Source organism: Metabacillus crassostreae (assembly GCF_016908395.1).
GTDB classification, from domain to species: Bacteria; Bacillota; Bacilli; order Bacillales; family Bacillaceae; genus Metabacillus; species Metabacillus crassostreae.
On record NZ_JAFBDU010000007.1, the window covers coordinates 75,358 to 93,788 of the forward strand.

The window sequence follows — 18,431 nt, forward strand, 5'->3', positions numbered from 1 at the left end:
TTGGGAAATGGATGGTACTATATAGAGAGAAAAGGAGAGATATTAAATGATCTTTATATTTTTATACTACTTAATAATAAATGTTATTGGTCTAGCTTTAATGGCTATTGATAAAGGGAGAGCCAAACGCCAGGAATGGAGGATCAAAGAAACTACATTGTGGTCTGTATCTCTAATAGGTGGTGCACTTGGGAGTTATATTGGAATGAGGTTATATCGTCATAAAACAAAGCATACTTCATTTAAAGTTGGCTTGCCTTTGCTAGTTTCTTTACATTTTGGTTTAGTTTTATATATAGCTATATTTTGGTGATTCTCTTTTATGGTGCGGGAGTGATTTCCCGACCAGATTTGGATGATCATACAGCCAAGAAAGCTGTAACAGCACGTGAAAGCGTATTCATCTTTGTTTTAAAAGCTGAACACGTGGGATTTTTTTATCTAACTAAGTTATTGTGAAAATTTATCGGCGATTTTTAAATTTTATCAGCGATTTTCTCGATTTATCGGCGATTCTGCAAATTTATCAGCGATTTTTCGGATTTATCGTCGATTAGACATTTTTCGACAAAAATCACCTTTGTATAGAAAAATCCCACTTAAAAAGAAAGCCACCACAACATTAGTCTTCTACCTTCTACAAACAACAGAAAAGAAAACAACCTGATTCCATACACACAAGAAGTTATCCGACGAATGAATTAGCATAAATCACAAAAATTCTCGTAAAATGTATAAACACTACTAACCTGCCAGAAATGACAAACAAGAAAGTGGTGATTAAAATCGAGCTTGCGACCTCTACTGTTTTAACTGCCATCCAAACTACAGGATTATTTGCACCGCTGTTCTTTATTTTATTTCATATCATTAGACAATTTCTGTTTATTCCAGTAGCTGTTGTTTGTGTTGCTGGTGGTATTTTATTTGGTACTGAATTAGGATCGTTATATTCAGTTATTGGACTTACTTGTGCTAGTATAACTTTTTATTTATTTTCTAGGATTTTCCCTAACTTGATTCATCGATTTGTGAAAATGAAAGAAAAATGGATAGGTGCGTACACCTATTTTTCAACAGGTCAAATTATGGTTTTACGCTTGATTCCATTTGTTAACTTTTCACTTATCTCTCTTTGCATTTTAGAAAAAACAAAAGGATTTATGAGGTATGTGAGGCTTTCATTTATCACTCATATACCATCATCACTTTGTTTTACCTTTTTAGGGGCATCAATTCAAAATTTGTCACCAATATTGATAGCTTCTATCTTATTAACCTTGCTTTTTCTTATTTATTTTTTAAGAGAGAAACAGGTCTTTATCAAGTGGGAAGATTTCTTTTTAAAAGAAAAAGGTACAGCTCGGCAATGAACTGTACCTTTTCTTACGAATAAGACTTAAATTTATGTTTCTATTTCTCACGTTTTTTTACAAGAAGCTCTTTAATTGGACTTTTCCAATCAATTTTTGCATGTGGATAACGTTTTTTTATTTGTTCCTCTACATATGAAAAATCCTCTAATGTTAATCCTTGTAGTGAACTAGTGGCTTTTGCCCATATGAAAATGGAGACAACCTCAAACGAATGTGTTGTTGTACCTAAGTATTTTTCCCCTTCAAATAATACACCTTTGTAGGTTAATAAAAAATTCTTGCGGACATTTTCTTTATCATCTAAGAAATGAAATTGTTTTTGTTCATGAGCTAATTCAAGCTTACGCTTTGGATTAAATAAATATTTAAATCCGGAATAAATAAGAAATAGAATGAAAATGATTAAGAGCAGCCTTAATAATATGACAAACATGTTTAACCCCTCCTGAGGGTATTTTTCCTTATTTACGAATAAAGAACCTAAAAGGTTTCAAGTTTTTTTCAATTTGATATAATTTTTTAGTAGGATTATTATATTTGGGGGCAAAATTGATGGGTTTTTCAAGTTTATTTCAAATGTGAAAATAATTAAATCTAAGATTTGAATCACAGCATTCGTTAGAAAAGGTAAAATAATAAAGTGAAAATACTGGTGTTAAAAATTTAGTTTGAGAACTTTGATCATCAATAAAAAGAGTCAGGAATATTTTTCCTCAAAAAACAGAAGTGATTATAGAAGTTAATACGAAATCAAGGGAGAGCTAAAATTGAAATATAAGTTGAAGGTAAAATTAGTAAATAAAGATGCTTTATTACCACTTCAAGCTAATGAAGGAGATGCTGGGTTTGATTTGTACTCTAATGAAGAAAAAGTAATTATGCCTGGGGAGGCTGAGTTGATAAGTACGGGTATTAGTATTGAGCTTCCTGAAGGAACTGAAGCACAAGTTAGACCTAGAAGTGGTTTAGCATTAAAGCATTCAGTAACAGTATTGAACAGTCCTGGAACAATTGATGAGGGCTATAGAGGGGAAATTAAAGTTATCTTAATAAACCATGGGAAAAATGAGTTTAAAGTAGAAAAGCACGTAAGAATTGCACAAATGGTTATTGCTCCAGTTCCGACAGTTGAATTAGTTCAAGTTGAAGAATTATCTAGCTCTGTAAGAGGTGAAGGTGGATTTGGTTCATCTGGATTGAAGTAAGATGTATTCAGGTATTAACTGGCTGAATAAAATATGTCACCTCAGAAAGTAGAAGAAGCGTATGTTTCTAAAAATGAAGTAAATCATATAAAACAACAAGGTTATTAAGCCATTCAAGTTCAGAAGTTCGTACAGGTAAGTGCTCTCATGTATAATAAAGATGATTGTTAATTAAGGAGGATTTACATAATGACTAAACTAGATGAAACATTAACAATGCTTAAAGATTTAACAGATGCAAAAGGAATTCCTGGAAACGAGCGGGAAGTTCGTGATGTGATGAAAAAATACATATCGAGTTATTCTGATGAAGTTTACACAGATCATCTTGGTAGCTTAATTGCTAAAAAAGTAGGTCAAGAAAACGGACCTAAAATCATGATTGCAGGTCATTTAGATGAAGTTGGATTTATGATTACTCAAATTGATGACAAAGGGTTTCTACGTTTTCAAACTGTAGGTGGCTGGTGGTCACAGGTTATGCTTGCACAGCGAGTGACGATTGTTACAAATAAAGGTGATGTAACGGGAATTATCGGATCAAAGCCACCACATATTTTACCTCCCGAAGCTCGTAAAAAACCAGTTGATATTAAAGATATGTTCATTGATATTGGGGCATCAAGTAAAGAGGAAGCCATTGAATTTGGTATAAAACCAGGAGATCAGGTTGTTCCATATTTTGAATTTACTGTTATGCAAAATGAGAAGATGCTTCTTGCTAAAGCATGGGATAATCGCATTGGCTGTGCAATCGCAATTGATGTTCTTAAAAACCTTAAAGAAACTGATCATCCTAATGTTGTTTACGGTGTTGGAACTGTTCAAGAAGAAGTAGGACTTCGTGGAGCTCGTACATCTGCAAACGTAATTCAGCCAGATATTGCATTTGGTGTTGATGTTGGAATTGCTGGAGACACACCAGGAATATCTGAAAAAGAAGCTGCAAGTAAAATGGGAAAAGGTCCACAAATCATTCTTTATGATGCATCAATGGTCTCTCACAAAGGCTTACGTGATTTAGTAACAGATACAGCTGATGAATTAGATATACCATATCAATTTGATGCGATTGCTGGTGGTGGAACTGATTCAGGTGCTATTCACATTTCAGCAAATGGTGTGCCAGCTTTATCAATCACAATAGCTACACGCTATATTCACTCACATGCTGCAATGCTTCATCGTGATGATTATGAACATGCAGTAAAATTAATTACTGAAGTTGTAAAACGTTTAGATCGCGATACTGTGAATAAAATTACATTTGAATAACAAAAAATGCTGGGACATAAGTGCCCAGCATTTTTAAAAGTTTTGTATTATTTCTTTAATCCTTGTTCTAAAGTTGCTAACATTTCTTGTTTATCCTGATCATTTGCATTTTGCCAAATTACCTCGAAAAGAACTCCTAAACCTGGTAGCATTTTTTCTTCTCCACTTTGAATGGCATCAACAATAGTATCTTGTAGCTGACCTTGGTCGTTTCCAGAAACATTTGAAATAACAGCATGACGAAGATTTAAATTCATTAATATCAACTCCTTTGCAGAAATGTTACTACTTATCCTATAGCATTTGTTAAACGATAAAATATTATGTATGATGAGTAAGAGAATTTGTAAAAGCACTTAAAAGGGGTATGAATGTGGACCGAATCGAATCTGTAAAAAACTCTAAAGTAAAACAATGGCGTAAGCTGCACACAAAAAAAGAACGTGAAGCAACAGGCACATATATTATAGAAGGATTACATTTAGTTGAAGAAGCATTAAAAACGAAAGATATTATTAAGGATTTAATTGTGTGCGAAGATATCACGATGCCAACACATTGGAATGTAGATGGCTTAAATATAATTTTAGTGACAAATGAGATCATGAAGGCTATAAGTGATACAGAAGCTCCACAAGGTGTTGCGGCAATTTGTGAATTTCAAAACCAGCATACACCAGACACATGGCAGAAAATCCTTTTAGTTGATAGTGTTCAAGATCCGGGTAATCTTGGGACAATTATTCGTACAGCTGATGCTGCAGGGATTGATGGTGTTATTTTAGGAGAAGGAACAGTTGATCATTATAATTCAAAGGTTATACGATCTAGTCAAGGCTCCATTTTTCACTTGCCTATTGTGAAGGGAAACTTGTTAGAAAAGATAATAGGTTATAAGGAACAGCAAATTCCGATTTACGGAACTTCTTTACAAAATGCGATAAGTTATAAAGAAGTAGAATCATCTGAGCAATTTTGCTTAATTATTGGTAATGAAGGTAGTGGAGTTAACGCTGATTTACTTGAGAAAACAGATGAAAACTTATTCATTCCAATATATGGTGGTGCTGAATCATTAAATGTTGCGATTGCAGCAGGAATTCTCTTATATCATTTACGTGGGTAGCCTTGCAGTAACATTTTGTTTTGATTATAATAGTATAGAAATTACATATGAAACAAAACGATGACAGAGCATAGTAATTTATCATTCGTTCATTCAGGGATAAAGTGCCTTAGACTGAAAGCACTTTTATGAAAGAGATAAATGAATTCACCTCTCGAGTTGACACTTAGACCATATGATAAATATGTAAAGGTGTTCCGGTTTTTACCGTTATGGAAATGAAGTGAGTCGTACGAGTTTTTCTATGTGCGATTAACAAGGGTGGTAACGCGAATTCAAACTCGTCCCTTTCTGGGGCGGGTTTTTTATTTTGCAAAAAAAGCTACTTTTAGAATGGCTTTAGTAATTAAACAAATGAAGTAAAACAGAAAGCCTAAAATAAGGAGGAAAAAATGATGCAGGAGCAATTAAAACAGCTGCAACAAGAAGCGCTTGAAAAGATTGAACAAGCGCAGGAACTAAAAGCGTTGAATGATATACGTGTTGCATACTTAGGAAAGAAAGGCCCTATTACAGAAGTGCTACGTGGAATGGGGAAATTGTCTGCTGAAGAACGACCAGTAATGGGAGCTCTAGCAAATGAAGTTCGTGAAGTGATCGCAAATGCTATTTCAGGTAAGCAAGAGCATTTAGAACAGTTAGCAGTAGAAAAAAGACTAGCAAATGAAACAATTGATGTTACGTTACCGGGACGACCTGTAAAAGTAGGAAATCATCACCCAATAACAGCGGTTGTAGAAGAAATAGAAGATCTTTTCCTAGGAATGGGCTATCAAATTGCAGAAGGACCTGAAGTTGAAACAGATTATTTCAACTTTGAAGCATTAAATCTTCCAAAGGGTCATCCAGCTCGCGATATGCAGGATTCATTTTATATCACGGAAGAATTACTTTTACGTACACATACTTCCCCAGTACAAGCTAGAACAATGCAAAAACATGAAGGTCAGGGACCAGTGAAAATTATTTGTCCTGGTAAGGTATACCGTCGTGATAATGATGATGCAACACATTCTCATCAATTCACACAAATTGAAGGACTTGTTGTTGATGAAAACATTAGCATGAGTGATCTTAAAGGTACTCTTGAAGTGTTTGCGAAGAAAATGTTTGGTGAAGAACGTGAAATTCGCCTACGTCCTAGCTTCTTCCCATTTACTGAGCCTTCAGTTGAAGTTGATGTGTCTTGCTTCTTATGCAGTGGAAAAGGCTGCAAAGTTTGTAAAAAGACAGGATGGATTGAAATGTTAGGGGCTGGAATGGTCCATCCAAATGTACTTAAAATGGCTGGTTTTGATCCGGAAAAATATACTGGCTTTGCATTTGGAATCGGTGGAGAGCGTATTGCTATGTTAAAGTACGGTATTGACGATATCCGACATTTCTACACAGATGATGTGCGTTTCTTAAAACAATTTAAACGAGCGTAAATAGGAGGATTTAAACATGTTTGTTTCATATAAATGGTTAGCAGAATATGTTGATTTATCAGGCATTACTCCAGATGAATTAGCAGAAAAAATTACACGTAGCGGAATTGAAGTTGAAGGTGTAGATGTCTTAAATGAAGGCATGAAGGGTGTAGTGGTCGGGCATGTTGTAGAAAAAGAACAACATCCAGATGCAGATAAACTTAATAAATGTCAGGTTGATCTAGGTAATGGTGAGCTTGTTCAAATTATTTGTGGAGCAAAAAATGTTGATAAAGGTCAAAAGGTAGCTGTTGCGACTGTTGGTGCTGTACTACCTGGCAACTTTAAAATAAAAAAAGCTAAACTTCGTGGTGAGGTTTCTAATGGAATGATTTGTTCGCTACAAGAACTTGGTATTGAGTCAAAGCTAGTGGCAAAAGAATATTCTGAAGGTATTTTTGTTTTTCCTAGTGATGTTGAAGTTGGAAAAGATGCACTAGCACAATTAAACCTTGATGATGCGGTTCTTGAGTTAGGGTTAACGCCAAATCGCTCAGATGCATTAAGCATGTTAGGTGTTGCACATGAAGTGGCAGCAATTTTAAGCCGGGAAGTTAAATACCCAGAGATTTCTTATGACAAATCTTCGGAAAAAGCTTCAGCTGTTGTAAGTGTCAATGTTGATGCAACAGAAGATAACCCACTATACATTGCTAAAGTGATTAAAAATGTTACAGTTGCACCTTCACCACTATGGATGCAAACACAATTAATGGCAGCAGGAATTCGTCCACACAATAATGTTGTCGACATAACAAATTTTGTTCTATTAGAATATGGCCAACCATTGCATGCTTTCGATTATGATCGTTTTGGTTCAAAGGAAGTACTTGTTCGTCGTGCTAATGATGGTGAAAAGATCGTGACGTTAGATGATCAAGAACGTACGCTAACATCTGAACATTTAGTGATAACAAATGGAACAGAACCAGTAGCATTAGCTGGTGTGATGGGTGGAGCAAATTCTGAAGTTCAAAATGATACAAAAACAATATTATTAGAATCTGCATTATTTAATGGTCAACGAATTCGAACTGCTTCAAAAGATCATGGTTTAAGAAGTGAAGCTAGTGCTCGTTATGAAAAAGGAGTAGATCCGAATCGTGTTCAAGCTGCAGCAGAGCGTGCAGCACAACTGATCTCCTTATATGCAGGTGGAGAGGTTTTAGAAGGATCTGTTGAAGTTCAGTCAGCTTCATTTGAACCAGCTGTTGTGCAAACTACAGTTGAGAAGGTAAATAGAATCTTGGGAATGAATATTTCTGGTGAAGAAATGAAATCTATCTTTGACCGTCTGCAATTTGATGTTGAGCTTGATGGATCTACATTGACTGTAACTGTTCCAACTCGCCGTGGAGATATTACTATTGAAGAGGATTTAGTTGAGGAAGTAGCAAGACTATATGGTTATGATAATATTCCAACTACATTACCAGTAGGTCAAGCAATTCCAGGTAAATTAACGGCATATCAAGAAAAACGTCGTAAAGCACGTCGTTATCTAGAAGGAACAGGTTTATATCAAGCAATCACTTATTCATTAACAAGTGAAGAAAAAGCTGCTAAATATGCTTTAGAAACAGCAGAATTAACAAAGCTTTCATTGCCAATGAGTGAAGAGCGAAGTGTGCTACGTTTAAGTCTACTTCCTCATTTATTAGATGCATTAAGATATAATGTAGCAAGACAAATTGATCAAGTTGCTTTATATGAAGTGAGTTCTGTTTTTCTATCACAAGGAAAAGATACTCAACCACTTGAAAAAGAAAGATTATCAGCTGCAATAACAGGTTTATGGCACTCACATTCATGGCAAGGTGAGAAGAAGCCAGTTGATTTTTATGTTGCTAAAGGAATAGTTGATGGTCTTGTTTCATTATTAGGCTTAACAAATCAAATTGAGTATAAGCAAGCAAAACGTGAAGGTATGCATCCTGGACGCACAGCAGAAATCTATTTAGGCGATAAGCTTGTTGGTTTTGTAGGTCAAATTCACCCTACTGTTCAAAAAGAATTAGATCTAAATGAAACCTATGTATTTGAGTTATCTTTAGAAGATCTATTAACTTTTGATGTTGAAGAAACACGCTTTGAGGTTATTCCACGTCATCCTTCTATCACGAGAGATATCGCTCTTGTTGTTGAAAAAAATGTTGTAGCAGGTGATATTGAGAAGGTAATCACTGAAGCTGGCGGAAAAATGTTAAAAGATGTGTCTGTTTTTGATTTATACGAAGGAGATCGTCTTGAAGAAGGTAAAAAATCGGTTGCTTTCTCATTACGTTATTTCGATCCAGAAAGAACATTAACAGATGAAGATGTGACAAAGGTCCATGATAAAGTACTAAAAGCTGTTGAAGAAAAAGTGAATGCTTCTTTACGTGGATAAATGTCGTAATTAAATCAAAAAGGAATCATCGAGGATGATTCCTTTTTGATTGCCATTTTTTAACGTAATGTATAGCTTCTAGTTTGTCGAAATTTGCAGAATCGCCGATAAATCCTCAGAATCGCTGATAAATCCAGAAAATCGCCGATAAATCTTAAAAATCGCTGATAAACTGAACCAATCTGTTCGCATGACTGAAAATCAGCCTGCATTTCAAGAATTCCGCATCTTTTAAAAGATCACATGAAATGTTGTTTTTATCTTTTAGCGATCTTAAGTACTTTTTCGGTATTAGCAAAATGCTTTTTCGTAATCGATGCTAAAAATTCCCCACCATTTCTTTTTAAAATCTTCGCAGCAGCTAGATCTACATGAGCTCCAGCACCTTTAGGTATTGTTACACCTGCAATATCTGATAACCGATCAAACTCTTTTACAAATGAATACCTTGCAATAATGGAGGCTGCTGCAACTGCCAAATGAATACCTTCAGCCTTTGTTGAGAAATAGGTTTTTTCATCAGGGATTTTTTTTCCTGCTAAGTGTTTAAAGTATATATTTGGATCTACAAATTGATCAATTAGCAATCCGTCAGGTTTTTGTGGTGCAATTTTACTTAATAAACGATTAATTGCTTGATTATGTAGTAAAGCTTTCATTTTACCCTGTGACATACCTTGCTGTTGAAGTTCATTATATTTTTCATTATGTAAAACAAGTAAACTATATGGAATTGTTTTGATAAGATCTTTAGCAATTTCGATAATTTGTGGATCTTTTAAATTTTTTGAATCCTTTACACCTAGTTCTTTAAGCAAAGGAATTTGCTCTTTTTGAACATAAGCAGCAACTACTGTTATAGGTCCGAAGAAATCTCCTGTTCCTACCTCATCTGAACCAATAATTGATAAACTTGCAATATTTGAAGGTGGTTGATAACTTGTTGGCGTTTTACTAGATAAAGCTGGCTTTTCTTTCTGCTCTAATTTAGTTCCCCATTTTGTTGATTCCGCTTCTGCAGATCCACCTTGGAATAAGACCTTACCTGATTTGTATGCAGTAATAGTACATCCATCTATTTTCGCAGAGAAAACAGCTCCTGGAGGTATTTTTGCTGTTTTATGATTTGAGTAATGAGCATCCATTTTATTAATAATAGATTGATTTACTTTAATAACGGAGTTTGCCAATAGGGACATCCTTTCTAGTACATGATTTAACTCATTTAAGAGTCTATTGAACTTCTTCCCATATCATTAAGCTTCGTGTTATGATAAGGAATAGGATTTGCAGGAAATGGAGGATTTATCGTTGTCAAATCGCCCTAAATCGAAAACAACAGTAGATATATATGGTCATCAATATTCAATTATTGGTTCAGAAAGTACGAGCCATATTCGGGCTGTTGCTTCAATTGTTGATGATAAAATGCGAGAGATTAATAGTAAAAACCCTTCTCTTGATATAAATAAGCTAGCTGTGTTAACAGCGGTAAATGTAGTGCATGACTATCTGAAACTAAAAGAAGACTATGAAAAATTAGAGAAACAATTAATAGAAAAGGATTGAAGCCAAGAAATGCTAGATTTCGTATTATTTATTATTTTAATGTTTGGGATACTAGTCGGCTTAAAACGCGGATTTATCCTTCAATTTATCCATTTAACTGGGTTTGTTGTTGCCTATATAGTAGCATACCAGTATTTTGATGATCTTGCACCGAAATTAAAGCTTTGGATTCCATACCCTGTAACAAGTGAGGGACCAGCAATACTCACATTATTAAGTGGGGAAGATCTTGAAGGAGCTTTTTATCGAGCGGTAGCGTTCGTTATATTATTTATAGGAACAAAAATTGTTATGCAAATCATTGGTTCTATGTTAGATTTTGTTGCATTATTACCAATATTAAAGCAATTAAATCGTTGGGCTGGTTCAATTTTGGGATTTCTGGAATCATATCTGGTTTTATTCATACTCCTTTTTATCGGCGCATTACTACCAATTGAACAAATTCAACTTGCCTTAGATCAATCTGTGCTTGCAGATTTAATTGTGAATCATACTCCATACTTCTCTGATAAAGTTAATGAGCTTTGGATTCAATACATATCATCATAAGAGGCTGACTTAATGAAACAATCCTTCCTCATAATCAATACTGGTTTGAGTGTCATAAATCATTCATTACTAGTGTTGTATGAAGGAAAATGTTTTTTTAAGTCAACCTCTTTTTTCTAGAAACAAACTTAAGGTGGGAAACAGTTAAAATACATAACAGATAAACAGTAGACCAACTTGTGAAGATGAATTGGTCTGCTTTTCTGATTTTAATTCTAATTTGATAAGATTAACCTATATAGTGATATCTGTAACAAAGTATTGACGTAAAAGATAAAGGTCATTCTATGATAAAATAGATGGAAGAGTTCTAAAGTGGCTCTGTATTATTAGACTATTTTTTTCGGAAATGATTCAGTACATAATTAAAAGTGGGGCAAATTTCAAACGTAAACCTGCAAATCGTAAATTATTGTATAAGCCTTTGCTTATAGGTTTAAATAAATAGTTTTGATATTTTATGTTGAAAATAGAATTCATCAATACCGGTAAAAAATTGTACATTTGTATTTTTTATTTGTATCATTTTTAATAACAAGTTACATATAGAGGTGAAAAAAATGGAACTACATAAAAAGGACGTTATTCGTCTATTAGAAAAGATTGCAGTTTTAATGGAATTAAAAGGGGATAATCCCTTTAAAATATCAGCATTTAGAAAAGCGGCAAATGCACTTGAAGTTGATGATAGAAGCTTATCACAAATAGATGATTTTACTAAAATCGCAGGAATTGGCAAAGGAACTTCTGCTGTTATTAAAGAGTTTGTTGACTCGGGAAAATCCGAAGTTCTTGAGCAATTGGAAGAGGAAGTTCCTTCAGGGTTATTACCATTACTAAAGCTACCAGGTCTCGGCGGTAAAAAAATTGCTAAGTTATATAAAGAACTAAATATCGATTGTGTAAATTCTTTAAAGCAAGCATGTGAAGACAATAAAATTCAAGCTTTAGCAGGCTTTGGCAAAAAATCAGAAGAAAAAATATTAGCTGCTATAGCTGAGATAGGAAATCGACCAGATCGTTTACCGTTAGCTTTTATGCTACCGATATCAGAAGATATTGATCAATATTTGCAGCAATGTGAGGGGATAGACAAATTCTCCAAAGCCGGAAGTCTTAGAAGAATGAGGGAGACAATAAAAGACTTAGATTTTATCATTGCAACAAATCAACCTGAAAAAGTAAGGGATCAGTTATTAGCGATACCAAAGCTTTCTGAAATTATTGCAAGTGGTGACACAAAGGTTTCCATTCAACTTAGCTATGAATATGAGGTTAGTGTTGATTTTAGATTAGTGAAGCCAGAAGAATTTGCCACAACACTTCATCATTTTACTGGTTCAAAAGACCATAATGTTAGAATGAGACAGCTAGCTAAAGAGCGTGGAGAAAAAATAAGCGAATATGGCGTTGAAAATATTGAAACAAACGAAGTGAAAACGTTTGAAACAGAAGCAGACTTTTATGAGTATTTTCAATTACCACATATTCCACCTGAATTAAGAGAAGATGGAACTGAGGTTGAATTATTTCATCATGAAACAAAGTCAAAGTTAATTACTTTAGATCATATAAAAGGCGATCTTCATATGCACTCTACCTGGAGTGATGGGGCATACACGATTAGGGAAATGGTTGAGGGATGCAGAAAAAAAGGCTATAAATATATAGCTATTACTGATCATTCACAATATTTAAAGGTTGCAAATGGATTAACATCAGAACGATTAAGAGCACAACGCAAAGAAATAGATGCTTTAAATGAAGAGTATAGTGATATAACCATTTTAGCAGGTGTAGAAATGGATATTTTACCTGATGCAACATTAGATTATGATGATGAATTATTACAAGAGATGGATCTCGTCATTGCCTCTATCCATTCGAGTTTTTCACAATCACAGGAAGTGATTATGGACCGCTTAAAAACAGCTTTAAAAAACAATCATGTTGATATCATTGCACATCCAACAGGAAGAATTATTGGCAAAAGAAAAGGATATGACGTAGATATAGATATGCTTATTGAGCTGGCAAAAGAAACGAATACCGCACTTGAGTTAAATGCAAATCCTAATCGTCTAGATTTAAGTTCAGAATATATTAAAAAGGCCCAGGAAGCGGGAGTAAAACTAGTTATTAATACTGATGCTCATAATATTGATATGCTTGAACATATGACAATTGGTGTGTCGGCTGCAATAAAAGGCTGGATTAAAAGTGAAAATGTCATAAACACATGGGATATTGACCAATTAAAAGCCTTCTTAGATAGGCACCATAATTAAAAAGATCAACTATTATGATGAAAAAGATATATTGATGAACACATGGATAAAGTGAAAAGGTGCTAGTGCTACTTAGAAAAAGTACATTGCATTTCATAGGAGGTTTATCGTTTTGCAGCAAAAAGTACTACATGTATTAGAGTTTGAAAAAGTAAAAGATCAGCTTGTTCAACATGCATCATCTTCTTTAGGGAAGGAAAAAGCAAAGGCGTTAATTCCTTCAACTAACTTTCAAGAAGTAGTGGTAGCTCAGGAGCAAACAGATGAAGCAGCTAAAGTATTACGCTTAAAAGGAAATGTTCCACTAGGTGGACTTGTTGATATAAGAACAACAATGAAAAGAGCTAAAATAGGTGGGATACTGAATGCAGTTGAATTAAACGAAGTTTCAGGAACACTATATGCAGCTAGGCAAATGAAAAGGTTTATTGAAAAGATGGTGGAGGAAGAGATTGAGCTTGTTCATTTACCGGTATTTGCTGATAAAATCGTCGTCTTACAAGAAGTAGAAAGGAAAATTTCTGAATGTATTGATGATAATGGCTATGTTCTTGATAGTGCAAGTGTTGCATTAAAAGGCATTCGTCAGCAATTACGAACAACAGAAGCAAGAGTTAGAGATAAATTAGAGTCAATGATCCGTTCGTCATCCGCATCAAAAATGCTATCAGATGCCATTATTACGATAAGAAATGAACGATTTGTGTTACCAGTTAAACAAGAATATCGCGGCTCTTATGGAGGAATTGTTCATGATCAGTCAAGCTCAGGAGCTACATTATTTATTGAGCCTCAAGTTATCGTTGATTTGAACAACACACTTCAACAAGCGAAGGTCAAAGAAAAGGTAGAGATTGAACGGATTTTAACGATTTTATCTAATGAAGTGGCTGAATTTAGTGATGACATATTACAAAATGTGTATTGTCTTGCTGAGTTGGATTTTATGTTTACAAAAGCCAAGTATGCTAAGAAAATGAAGGGCACTAGACCTGATGTTAATGAAAGTGGAATTGTTAGGTTAGTAAGGGCTCGTCATCCATTATTAGCTGAAAATGAGGTTGTTCCTAATGATATTGAGCTAGGTACAGATTTTACTACGATTGTTATAACAGGTCCTAACACAGGTGGTAAAACAGTAGCATTAAAAACGCTAGGACTTTGTACGATAATGGCACAAGCTGGATTACAAATACCTGCAATGGATGGCTCTGAAATTGCAGTATTTCAAGCGGTATATGCAGATATTGGTGATGAGCAATCGATTGAACAAAGCTTAAGTACCTTTTCATCACATATGGTGAATATAGTTGATATACTTGATAAAGTTGATCATAAAAGTTTGGTGTTATTTGATGAGCTAGGAGCTGGAACCGATCCTCAAGAAGGAGCAGCACTTGCTATCTCTATTTTAGATGAAGTGTATAACAGAGGAGCTCGTGTTGTGGCAACAACGCATTATCCAGAGCTTAAAGCATATGGTTATAACCGTAGCGGGGTTATTAATGCAAGTGTTGAATTTGACGTAGCAACATTAAGTCCAACTTATAAGCTTTTAATAGGAGTGCCTGGTCGAAGTAATGCTTTTGAAATATCCAAACGATTAGGGTTGCAGGAAAAAGTGATCAATAAAGCAAAAGCACAAATGACTGATGAGCATAATGAAGTAGATACAATGATTGCTTCATTAGAAACTAGTAAAAAAACAGCTGAAAATGAGTTAATAGAAGCTGAAAAAATCCGTAAAGAAGCAGAACAGCTACATAAAGAACTGCAGAAGCAAATACTAGAGTTTAATTCACAACGAGATGCTTTGTATGAAAAAGCAGAGCGTAAAGCACAAGAAAAAGTAGAGGAAGCTTCACAAGAGGCTCAAAAAATAATCCATGATCTACGAAAAATGAGAAAAGAGCAACATGCACAAGTAAAAGAGCACGAGCTTATTGATGCAAAAAAACGGTTGGAAGATGCGTTACCACAATTTGAAAAAAGTAAAAAAATTGATAAAAGTCAACCTGTTACACAATCCTTACAACCTGGTGATGAAGTGAAAGTAATAAGCTTTGATCAAAAAGGTCATTTAATTGAAAAAGTAAGTGATCATGAGTGGCAGGTCCAAATGGGAATTATGAAAATGAAGGTAAAGGAAAAAGATCTTCAATATATAAAAAGACCTAAACAGGAAATACAGGAAAAGCCTTTAGCAACTGTAAAGGGTAAGGATTATCATGTCTCACTAGAACTAGATTTACGTGGTGAACGTTTTGAAAACGCGTTGTTAAGAGTTGAAAAATATTTAGATGATGCTGTTTTAGCTGGTTACCCTAGAGTTTCAATTATTCATGGTAAAGGAACCGGTGCTCTTCGCACAGGTGTTAAAGAGCTACTTAAAAATCATCGAAGTGTGAAGAGTACACGCTTTGGAGAAGCAGGAGAAGGTGGCTCTGGTGTAACAGTTGTTGAACTCAAATAGCAGGGAGAAGAGTAATGAATACATTTTGGGAAAATGACTTAGTTCAGACTGCTGCTTATTACAGCGTTGTTGTTTTAAGCATAATCGTATTTTTAACAATTTTTGAGCTTGTGACTAAATATAAAAACTGGGACGAGATTCAAAAAGGAAATATGGCAGTGGCTATGGCAACAGGTGGTAAAATTTTCGGTATAGCTAATATCTTTCGTTTTTCAATAAACCAACACGACAGTGTGTTGGAAATGATGGGTTCGGGGTTATTTGGATTTATTTTGTTATTGTTAGGTTATTTTATTTACGAATTTATGACACCCAAATTTAAAATTGATGAAGAAATTCGAAAAGATAATCGAGCTGTAGGTTTTATATCACTCGTTATTTCAATAGGTTTGTCATATGTTATTGGGGCTAGTCTGTAAGGAGAGTGTAATGTGGAAACATTAGCTAAAGTCATGTTCGGACTATGTGGAGTATTTATTTTAATAGGAGTTATTTTTTTAGCTTTTTTCTAACGTTTTTATCATTCAGTATCTTAAAAAATGCTTAAAGAAAAAGTTTAGAAAAAACAGCCTTTTCTGAAATAATAATTTCAATATTGTAATAAAAAGGAAAGTCTATATACAAAGGCCTGACCCAATATGGTGTCAGGCCTTTGTATTATTTAAAAATATTTATATTTCTGAAAAAAGAAAAACCTGCTATACTTTTTACAAGGGGAGAAAACAGTTTTTAGTTATTAGATTTCAAGGGGGAGATAAGATGGAAGTGCAAAAACCTTGGTTAACTTTATATCCAGAAGAAATTCCTCACGAATTATTGCTTGATGATGGTAAATCATTACATGATTATCTTAAGCAATCTGCATTAGAATTCCCAACCAAAACAGCAATACATTTTCTAGGGAAAGAGCTATCATATTCAGAGGTTTATAATCAATCTTTGAAGCTGGCTAATTATTTCCAATCTCTTGGTTTACAAAAGGATGAACGTGTTTCAATTATGTTACCTAACTGTCCTCAAGCAGTGATTGCATATTATGGGGTTTTGTTAGCTGGAGGAATTGTTGTTCAAACAAATCCACTTTATATGGAAAGAGAGCTTGAATATCAGCTAAAAGATAGCGAGTCCACATTTATCATTACGTTGGATTTGTTATATCCGAGAGTTTCTAAAATGAAAGCGTTAACAAACATAAAGCATATTATTGTAACAAGTATTAAAGACTATTTACCTTTCCCAAAAAATCTTTTATATCCAATGGTACAGAAAAAGCAAAATCAATTAGTTGTAAAAGTTGAGCATGAAGGAACAACACATCAATTTAAAAAAATCATGGAAATAGCACAACCAGACATTGAGATTAAGGATTGTGATCCGATAAACGATATTGCACTTCTTCAATATACGGGTGGAACAACAGGATTTCCTAAAGGAGTAATGTTAACTCATCATAATGTTGCATCAAATACAAAAATGTGTTCAACCTGGATGTATAAATGCAAAAGAGGAGAAGAATCGATTTTAGGAATTATCCCATTTTTCCATGTGTATGGAATGACTACTGTTATGAATCTCTCTGTTATGCAGGGCTATAAAATGATTCTCTTACCGAAGTTTGATGCAAAGGATGCACTAAAAACAATAGGGAAATTAAAGCCAACATTGTTTCCAGGTGCACCTACAATTTATATCGCGTTACTAAATCATCCAGACATTCAAAAATATGACCTATCTTCAATTAAATGCTGTATTAGTGGATCAGCACCACTACCAGTTGAGGTTCAAGAGAAATTTGAGCAAGTTACTGGAGGACGTTTAGTTGAAGGATATGGATTATCTGAAACTTCTCCTGTTACACATGCAAATTTTATATGGGGTGAAAGAAAAAAAGGCAGTATTGGTGTACCATGGCCAAATACAGAGGCAATCGTTTATTCATATGAACGCGATGGTTTGGCTGAACCTAACGAGCTTGGTGAAATAGCTATTCGTGGGCCTCAGGTTATGAAAGGCTATTGGAATAAAAAAGAGGAGACAGAAGCCACTTTTAAGGATGGCTGGTTACTAACTGGAGATATTGGATATATGGATGAAGCGGGCTATTTTTACATTGTTGATCGTAAAAAAGATATGATTCTAGCAGGTGGTTATAATATATATCCTCGAGAAATTGAGGAAGTATTATACGAGCATGAGAAAGTACAAGAGGTTGTTGTTGCAGGTGTACCTGACCCTTATCGAGGAGAAACAGTAAAGGCTTATATTGTTTTAAAAGATGGCCATGATGCTACAACTGAAGAATTTAATGAATATGCTCGTAAGCATTTAGCAGCATACAAAGTACCGCGCATCTATGAATTTAGAGATGAACTTCCAAAGACAGCAGTTGGGAAAATACTTAGACGTGCATTAGTTGATGAAGAAAAAGAAAAAATGAAAAATGCTAACTAAATAAATGAAGAGCCATTTGGTTTAGCATGGTTCATTTTCTTTTACTGAAATTGTATCATGCTAAGTTTGTTTTCAATCTAAGCTTAGTAGACTCTTTTGTTGCTTAATATTGACCTAACTAAACAGTATTTTTTATTAGATACTTTTCTACTTACGCAAACAAGTTTACGAACATAGCCATTATAGTTACGAATAAAATCTATTTTTTTATGAAATAGTATTGACATAATAGAAAGGAAAAACTATGATTAAATT

The 18,431-nt window shown here is 34.3% G+C and carries 16 protein-coding genes and 1 other annotated feature; of the genes, 13 read left to right on the top strand and 3 right to left on the bottom strand.

What is annotated here, in order from left to right; genetic code table 11:
* Positions 1 to 46 precede the first annotated feature (46 nt).
* Entirely contained in the window at positions 47 to 313 is a 267-nt protein-coding gene (locus JOC75_RS18055) for a DUF1294 domain-containing protein (protein WP_204955409.1), read from the top strand.
* Positions 314 to 773: 460 nt separating this feature from the next.
* Positions 774 to 1,373 carry a TVP38/TMEM64 family protein gene (locus tag JOC75_RS18060; protein ID WP_338036607.1) on the top strand — a complete coding sequence of 200 codons (600 nt, stop codon included), beginning with the start codon at positions 774 to 776 and terminating at the stop codon, positions 1,371 to 1,373.
* A 40-nt stretch (positions 1,374 to 1,413) separates the two neighbouring features.
* Here JOC75_RS18060 and JOC75_RS18065 read toward each other — a convergent pair whose 3' ends face one another.
* Positions 1,414 to 1,809: a sigma-w pathway protein ysdB gene (locus tag JOC75_RS18065; RefSeq protein WP_204955411.1), complete on the bottom strand. Its 396-nt coding sequence runs from the start codon at positions 1,807 to 1,809 to the stop codon at positions 1,414 to 1,416.
* 334 nt (positions 1,810 to 2,143) lie between these two features.
* Here JOC75_RS18065 and dut point away from each other — a divergent pair, with 334 nt between their 5' ends.
* Together dut and JOC75_RS18075 are read left to right on the top strand one after the other, a co-directional pair.
* The gene (gene dut / locus JOC75_RS18070; RefSeq protein WP_204955412.1) at positions 2,144 to 2,581 is read left to right on the top strand and encodes a dUTP diphosphatase; all 438 of its coding nucleotides are present in this window, start codon (positions 2,144 to 2,146) and stop codon (positions 2,579 to 2,581) included.
* A gap of 189 nt (positions 2,582 to 2,770) precedes the next feature.
* Positions 2,771 to 3,856 carry a M42 family metallopeptidase gene (locus JOC75_RS18075; protein ID WP_204955413.1) on the top strand — a complete coding sequence of 362 codons (1,086 nt, stop codon included), beginning with the start codon at positions 2,771 to 2,773 and terminating at the stop codon, positions 3,854 to 3,856.
* 47 nt (positions 3,857 to 3,903) lie between these two features.
* Here the strand turns inward: JOC75_RS18075 and sspI are convergent, their stop codons facing one another.
* Positions 3,904 to 4,113, bottom strand: a complete 210-nt coding sequence (gene sspI, locus JOC75_RS18080; RefSeq protein WP_146949257.1) for a small acid-soluble spore protein SspI — start codon at positions 4,111 to 4,113, stop codon at positions 3,904 to 3,906.
* Between the two features lie 116 nt (positions 4,114 to 4,229).
* Here sspI and JOC75_RS18085 point away from each other — a divergent pair, with 116 nt between their 5' ends.
* The 3 genes from JOC75_RS18085 to pheT all read left to right on the top strand — a co-directional run bounded on the left by JOC75_RS18085 (position 4,230) and on the right by pheT (position 8,843).
* Positions 4,230 to 4,982, top strand: coding sequence for a TrmH family RNA methyltransferase (locus JOC75_RS18085; RefSeq protein ID WP_204955414.1), 753 nt, complete (start codon positions 4,230 to 4,232; stop codon positions 4,980 to 4,982).
* 51 nt (positions 4,983 to 5,033) lie between these two features.
* Positions 5,034 to 5,274 (top strand) — a binding site (T-box leader).
* Positions 5,275 to 5,377: 103 nt separating this feature from the next.
* Positions 5,378 to 6,412, top strand: coding sequence for a phenylalanine--tRNA ligase subunit alpha (gene pheS, locus JOC75_RS18090; RefSeq protein ID WP_204955415.1), 1,035 nt, complete (start codon positions 5,378 to 5,380; stop codon positions 6,410 to 6,412).
* 16 nt (positions 6,413 to 6,428) lie between these two features.
* Positions 6,429 to 8,843 carry a phenylalanine--tRNA ligase subunit beta gene (gene pheT / locus JOC75_RS18095; RefSeq protein WP_204955416.1) on the top strand — a complete coding sequence of 805 codons (2,415 nt, stop codon included), beginning with the start codon at positions 6,429 to 6,431 and terminating at the stop codon, positions 8,841 to 8,843.
* 257 nt (positions 8,844 to 9,100) lie between these two features.
* On the opposite strand, the gene rnhC is transcribed toward pheT, so the two are convergent.
* Complete coding sequence (rnhC, locus tag JOC75_RS18100; protein ID WP_204955417.1) at positions 9,101 to 10,033, bottom strand: ribonuclease HIII; 933 nt, start codon at positions 10,031 to 10,033, stop codon at positions 9,101 to 9,103.
* Positions 10,034 to 10,154: 121 nt separating this feature from the next.
* Between rnhC and zapA the strand changes: the two genes are divergently transcribed.
* The 6 genes from zapA (at position 10,155) to JOC75_RS18130 (ending at position 18,176) form a co-directional block, all read left to right on the top strand.
* A complete protein-coding gene (zapA, locus tag JOC75_RS18105; RefSeq protein ID WP_204955418.1) occupies positions 10,155 to 10,412 on the top strand; it encodes a cell division protein ZapA in 258 nt (85 codons plus the stop codon).
* Between the two features lie 9 nt (positions 10,413 to 10,421).
* The gene (locus JOC75_RS18110; protein WP_146949245.1) at positions 10,422 to 10,964 is read left to right on the top strand and encodes a CvpA family protein; all 543 of its coding nucleotides are present in this window, start codon (positions 10,422 to 10,424) and stop codon (positions 10,962 to 10,964) included.
* A 560-nt stretch (positions 10,965 to 11,524) separates the two neighbouring features.
* The gene (gene polX, locus JOC75_RS18115) at positions 11,525 to 13,252 is read left to right on the top strand and encodes a DNA polymerase/3'-5' exonuclease PolX (protein WP_204955419.1); all 1,728 of its coding nucleotides are present in this window, start codon (positions 11,525 to 11,527) and stop codon (positions 13,250 to 13,252) included.
* A gap of 112 nt (positions 13,253 to 13,364) precedes the next feature.
* A complete protein-coding gene (locus tag JOC75_RS18120; protein WP_204955420.1) occupies positions 13,365 to 15,725 on the top strand; it encodes an endonuclease MutS2 in 2,361 nt (786 codons plus the stop codon).
* Positions 15,726 to 15,739: 14 nt separating this feature from the next.
* Positions 15,740 to 16,144 (top strand): DUF350 domain-containing protein, encoded by a 405-nt coding sequence (locus JOC75_RS18125; RefSeq protein WP_204955421.1) that lies wholly within the window; start codon positions 15,740 to 15,742, stop codon positions 16,142 to 16,144.
* A 340-nt stretch (positions 16,145 to 16,484) separates the two neighbouring features.
* Positions 16,485 to 18,176 carry an AMP-binding protein gene (locus tag JOC75_RS18130; protein WP_204955422.1) on the top strand — a complete coding sequence of 564 codons (1,692 nt, stop codon included), beginning with the start codon at positions 16,485 to 16,487 and terminating at the stop codon, positions 18,174 to 18,176.
* Positions 18,177 to 18,431 lie beyond the last annotated feature (255 nt).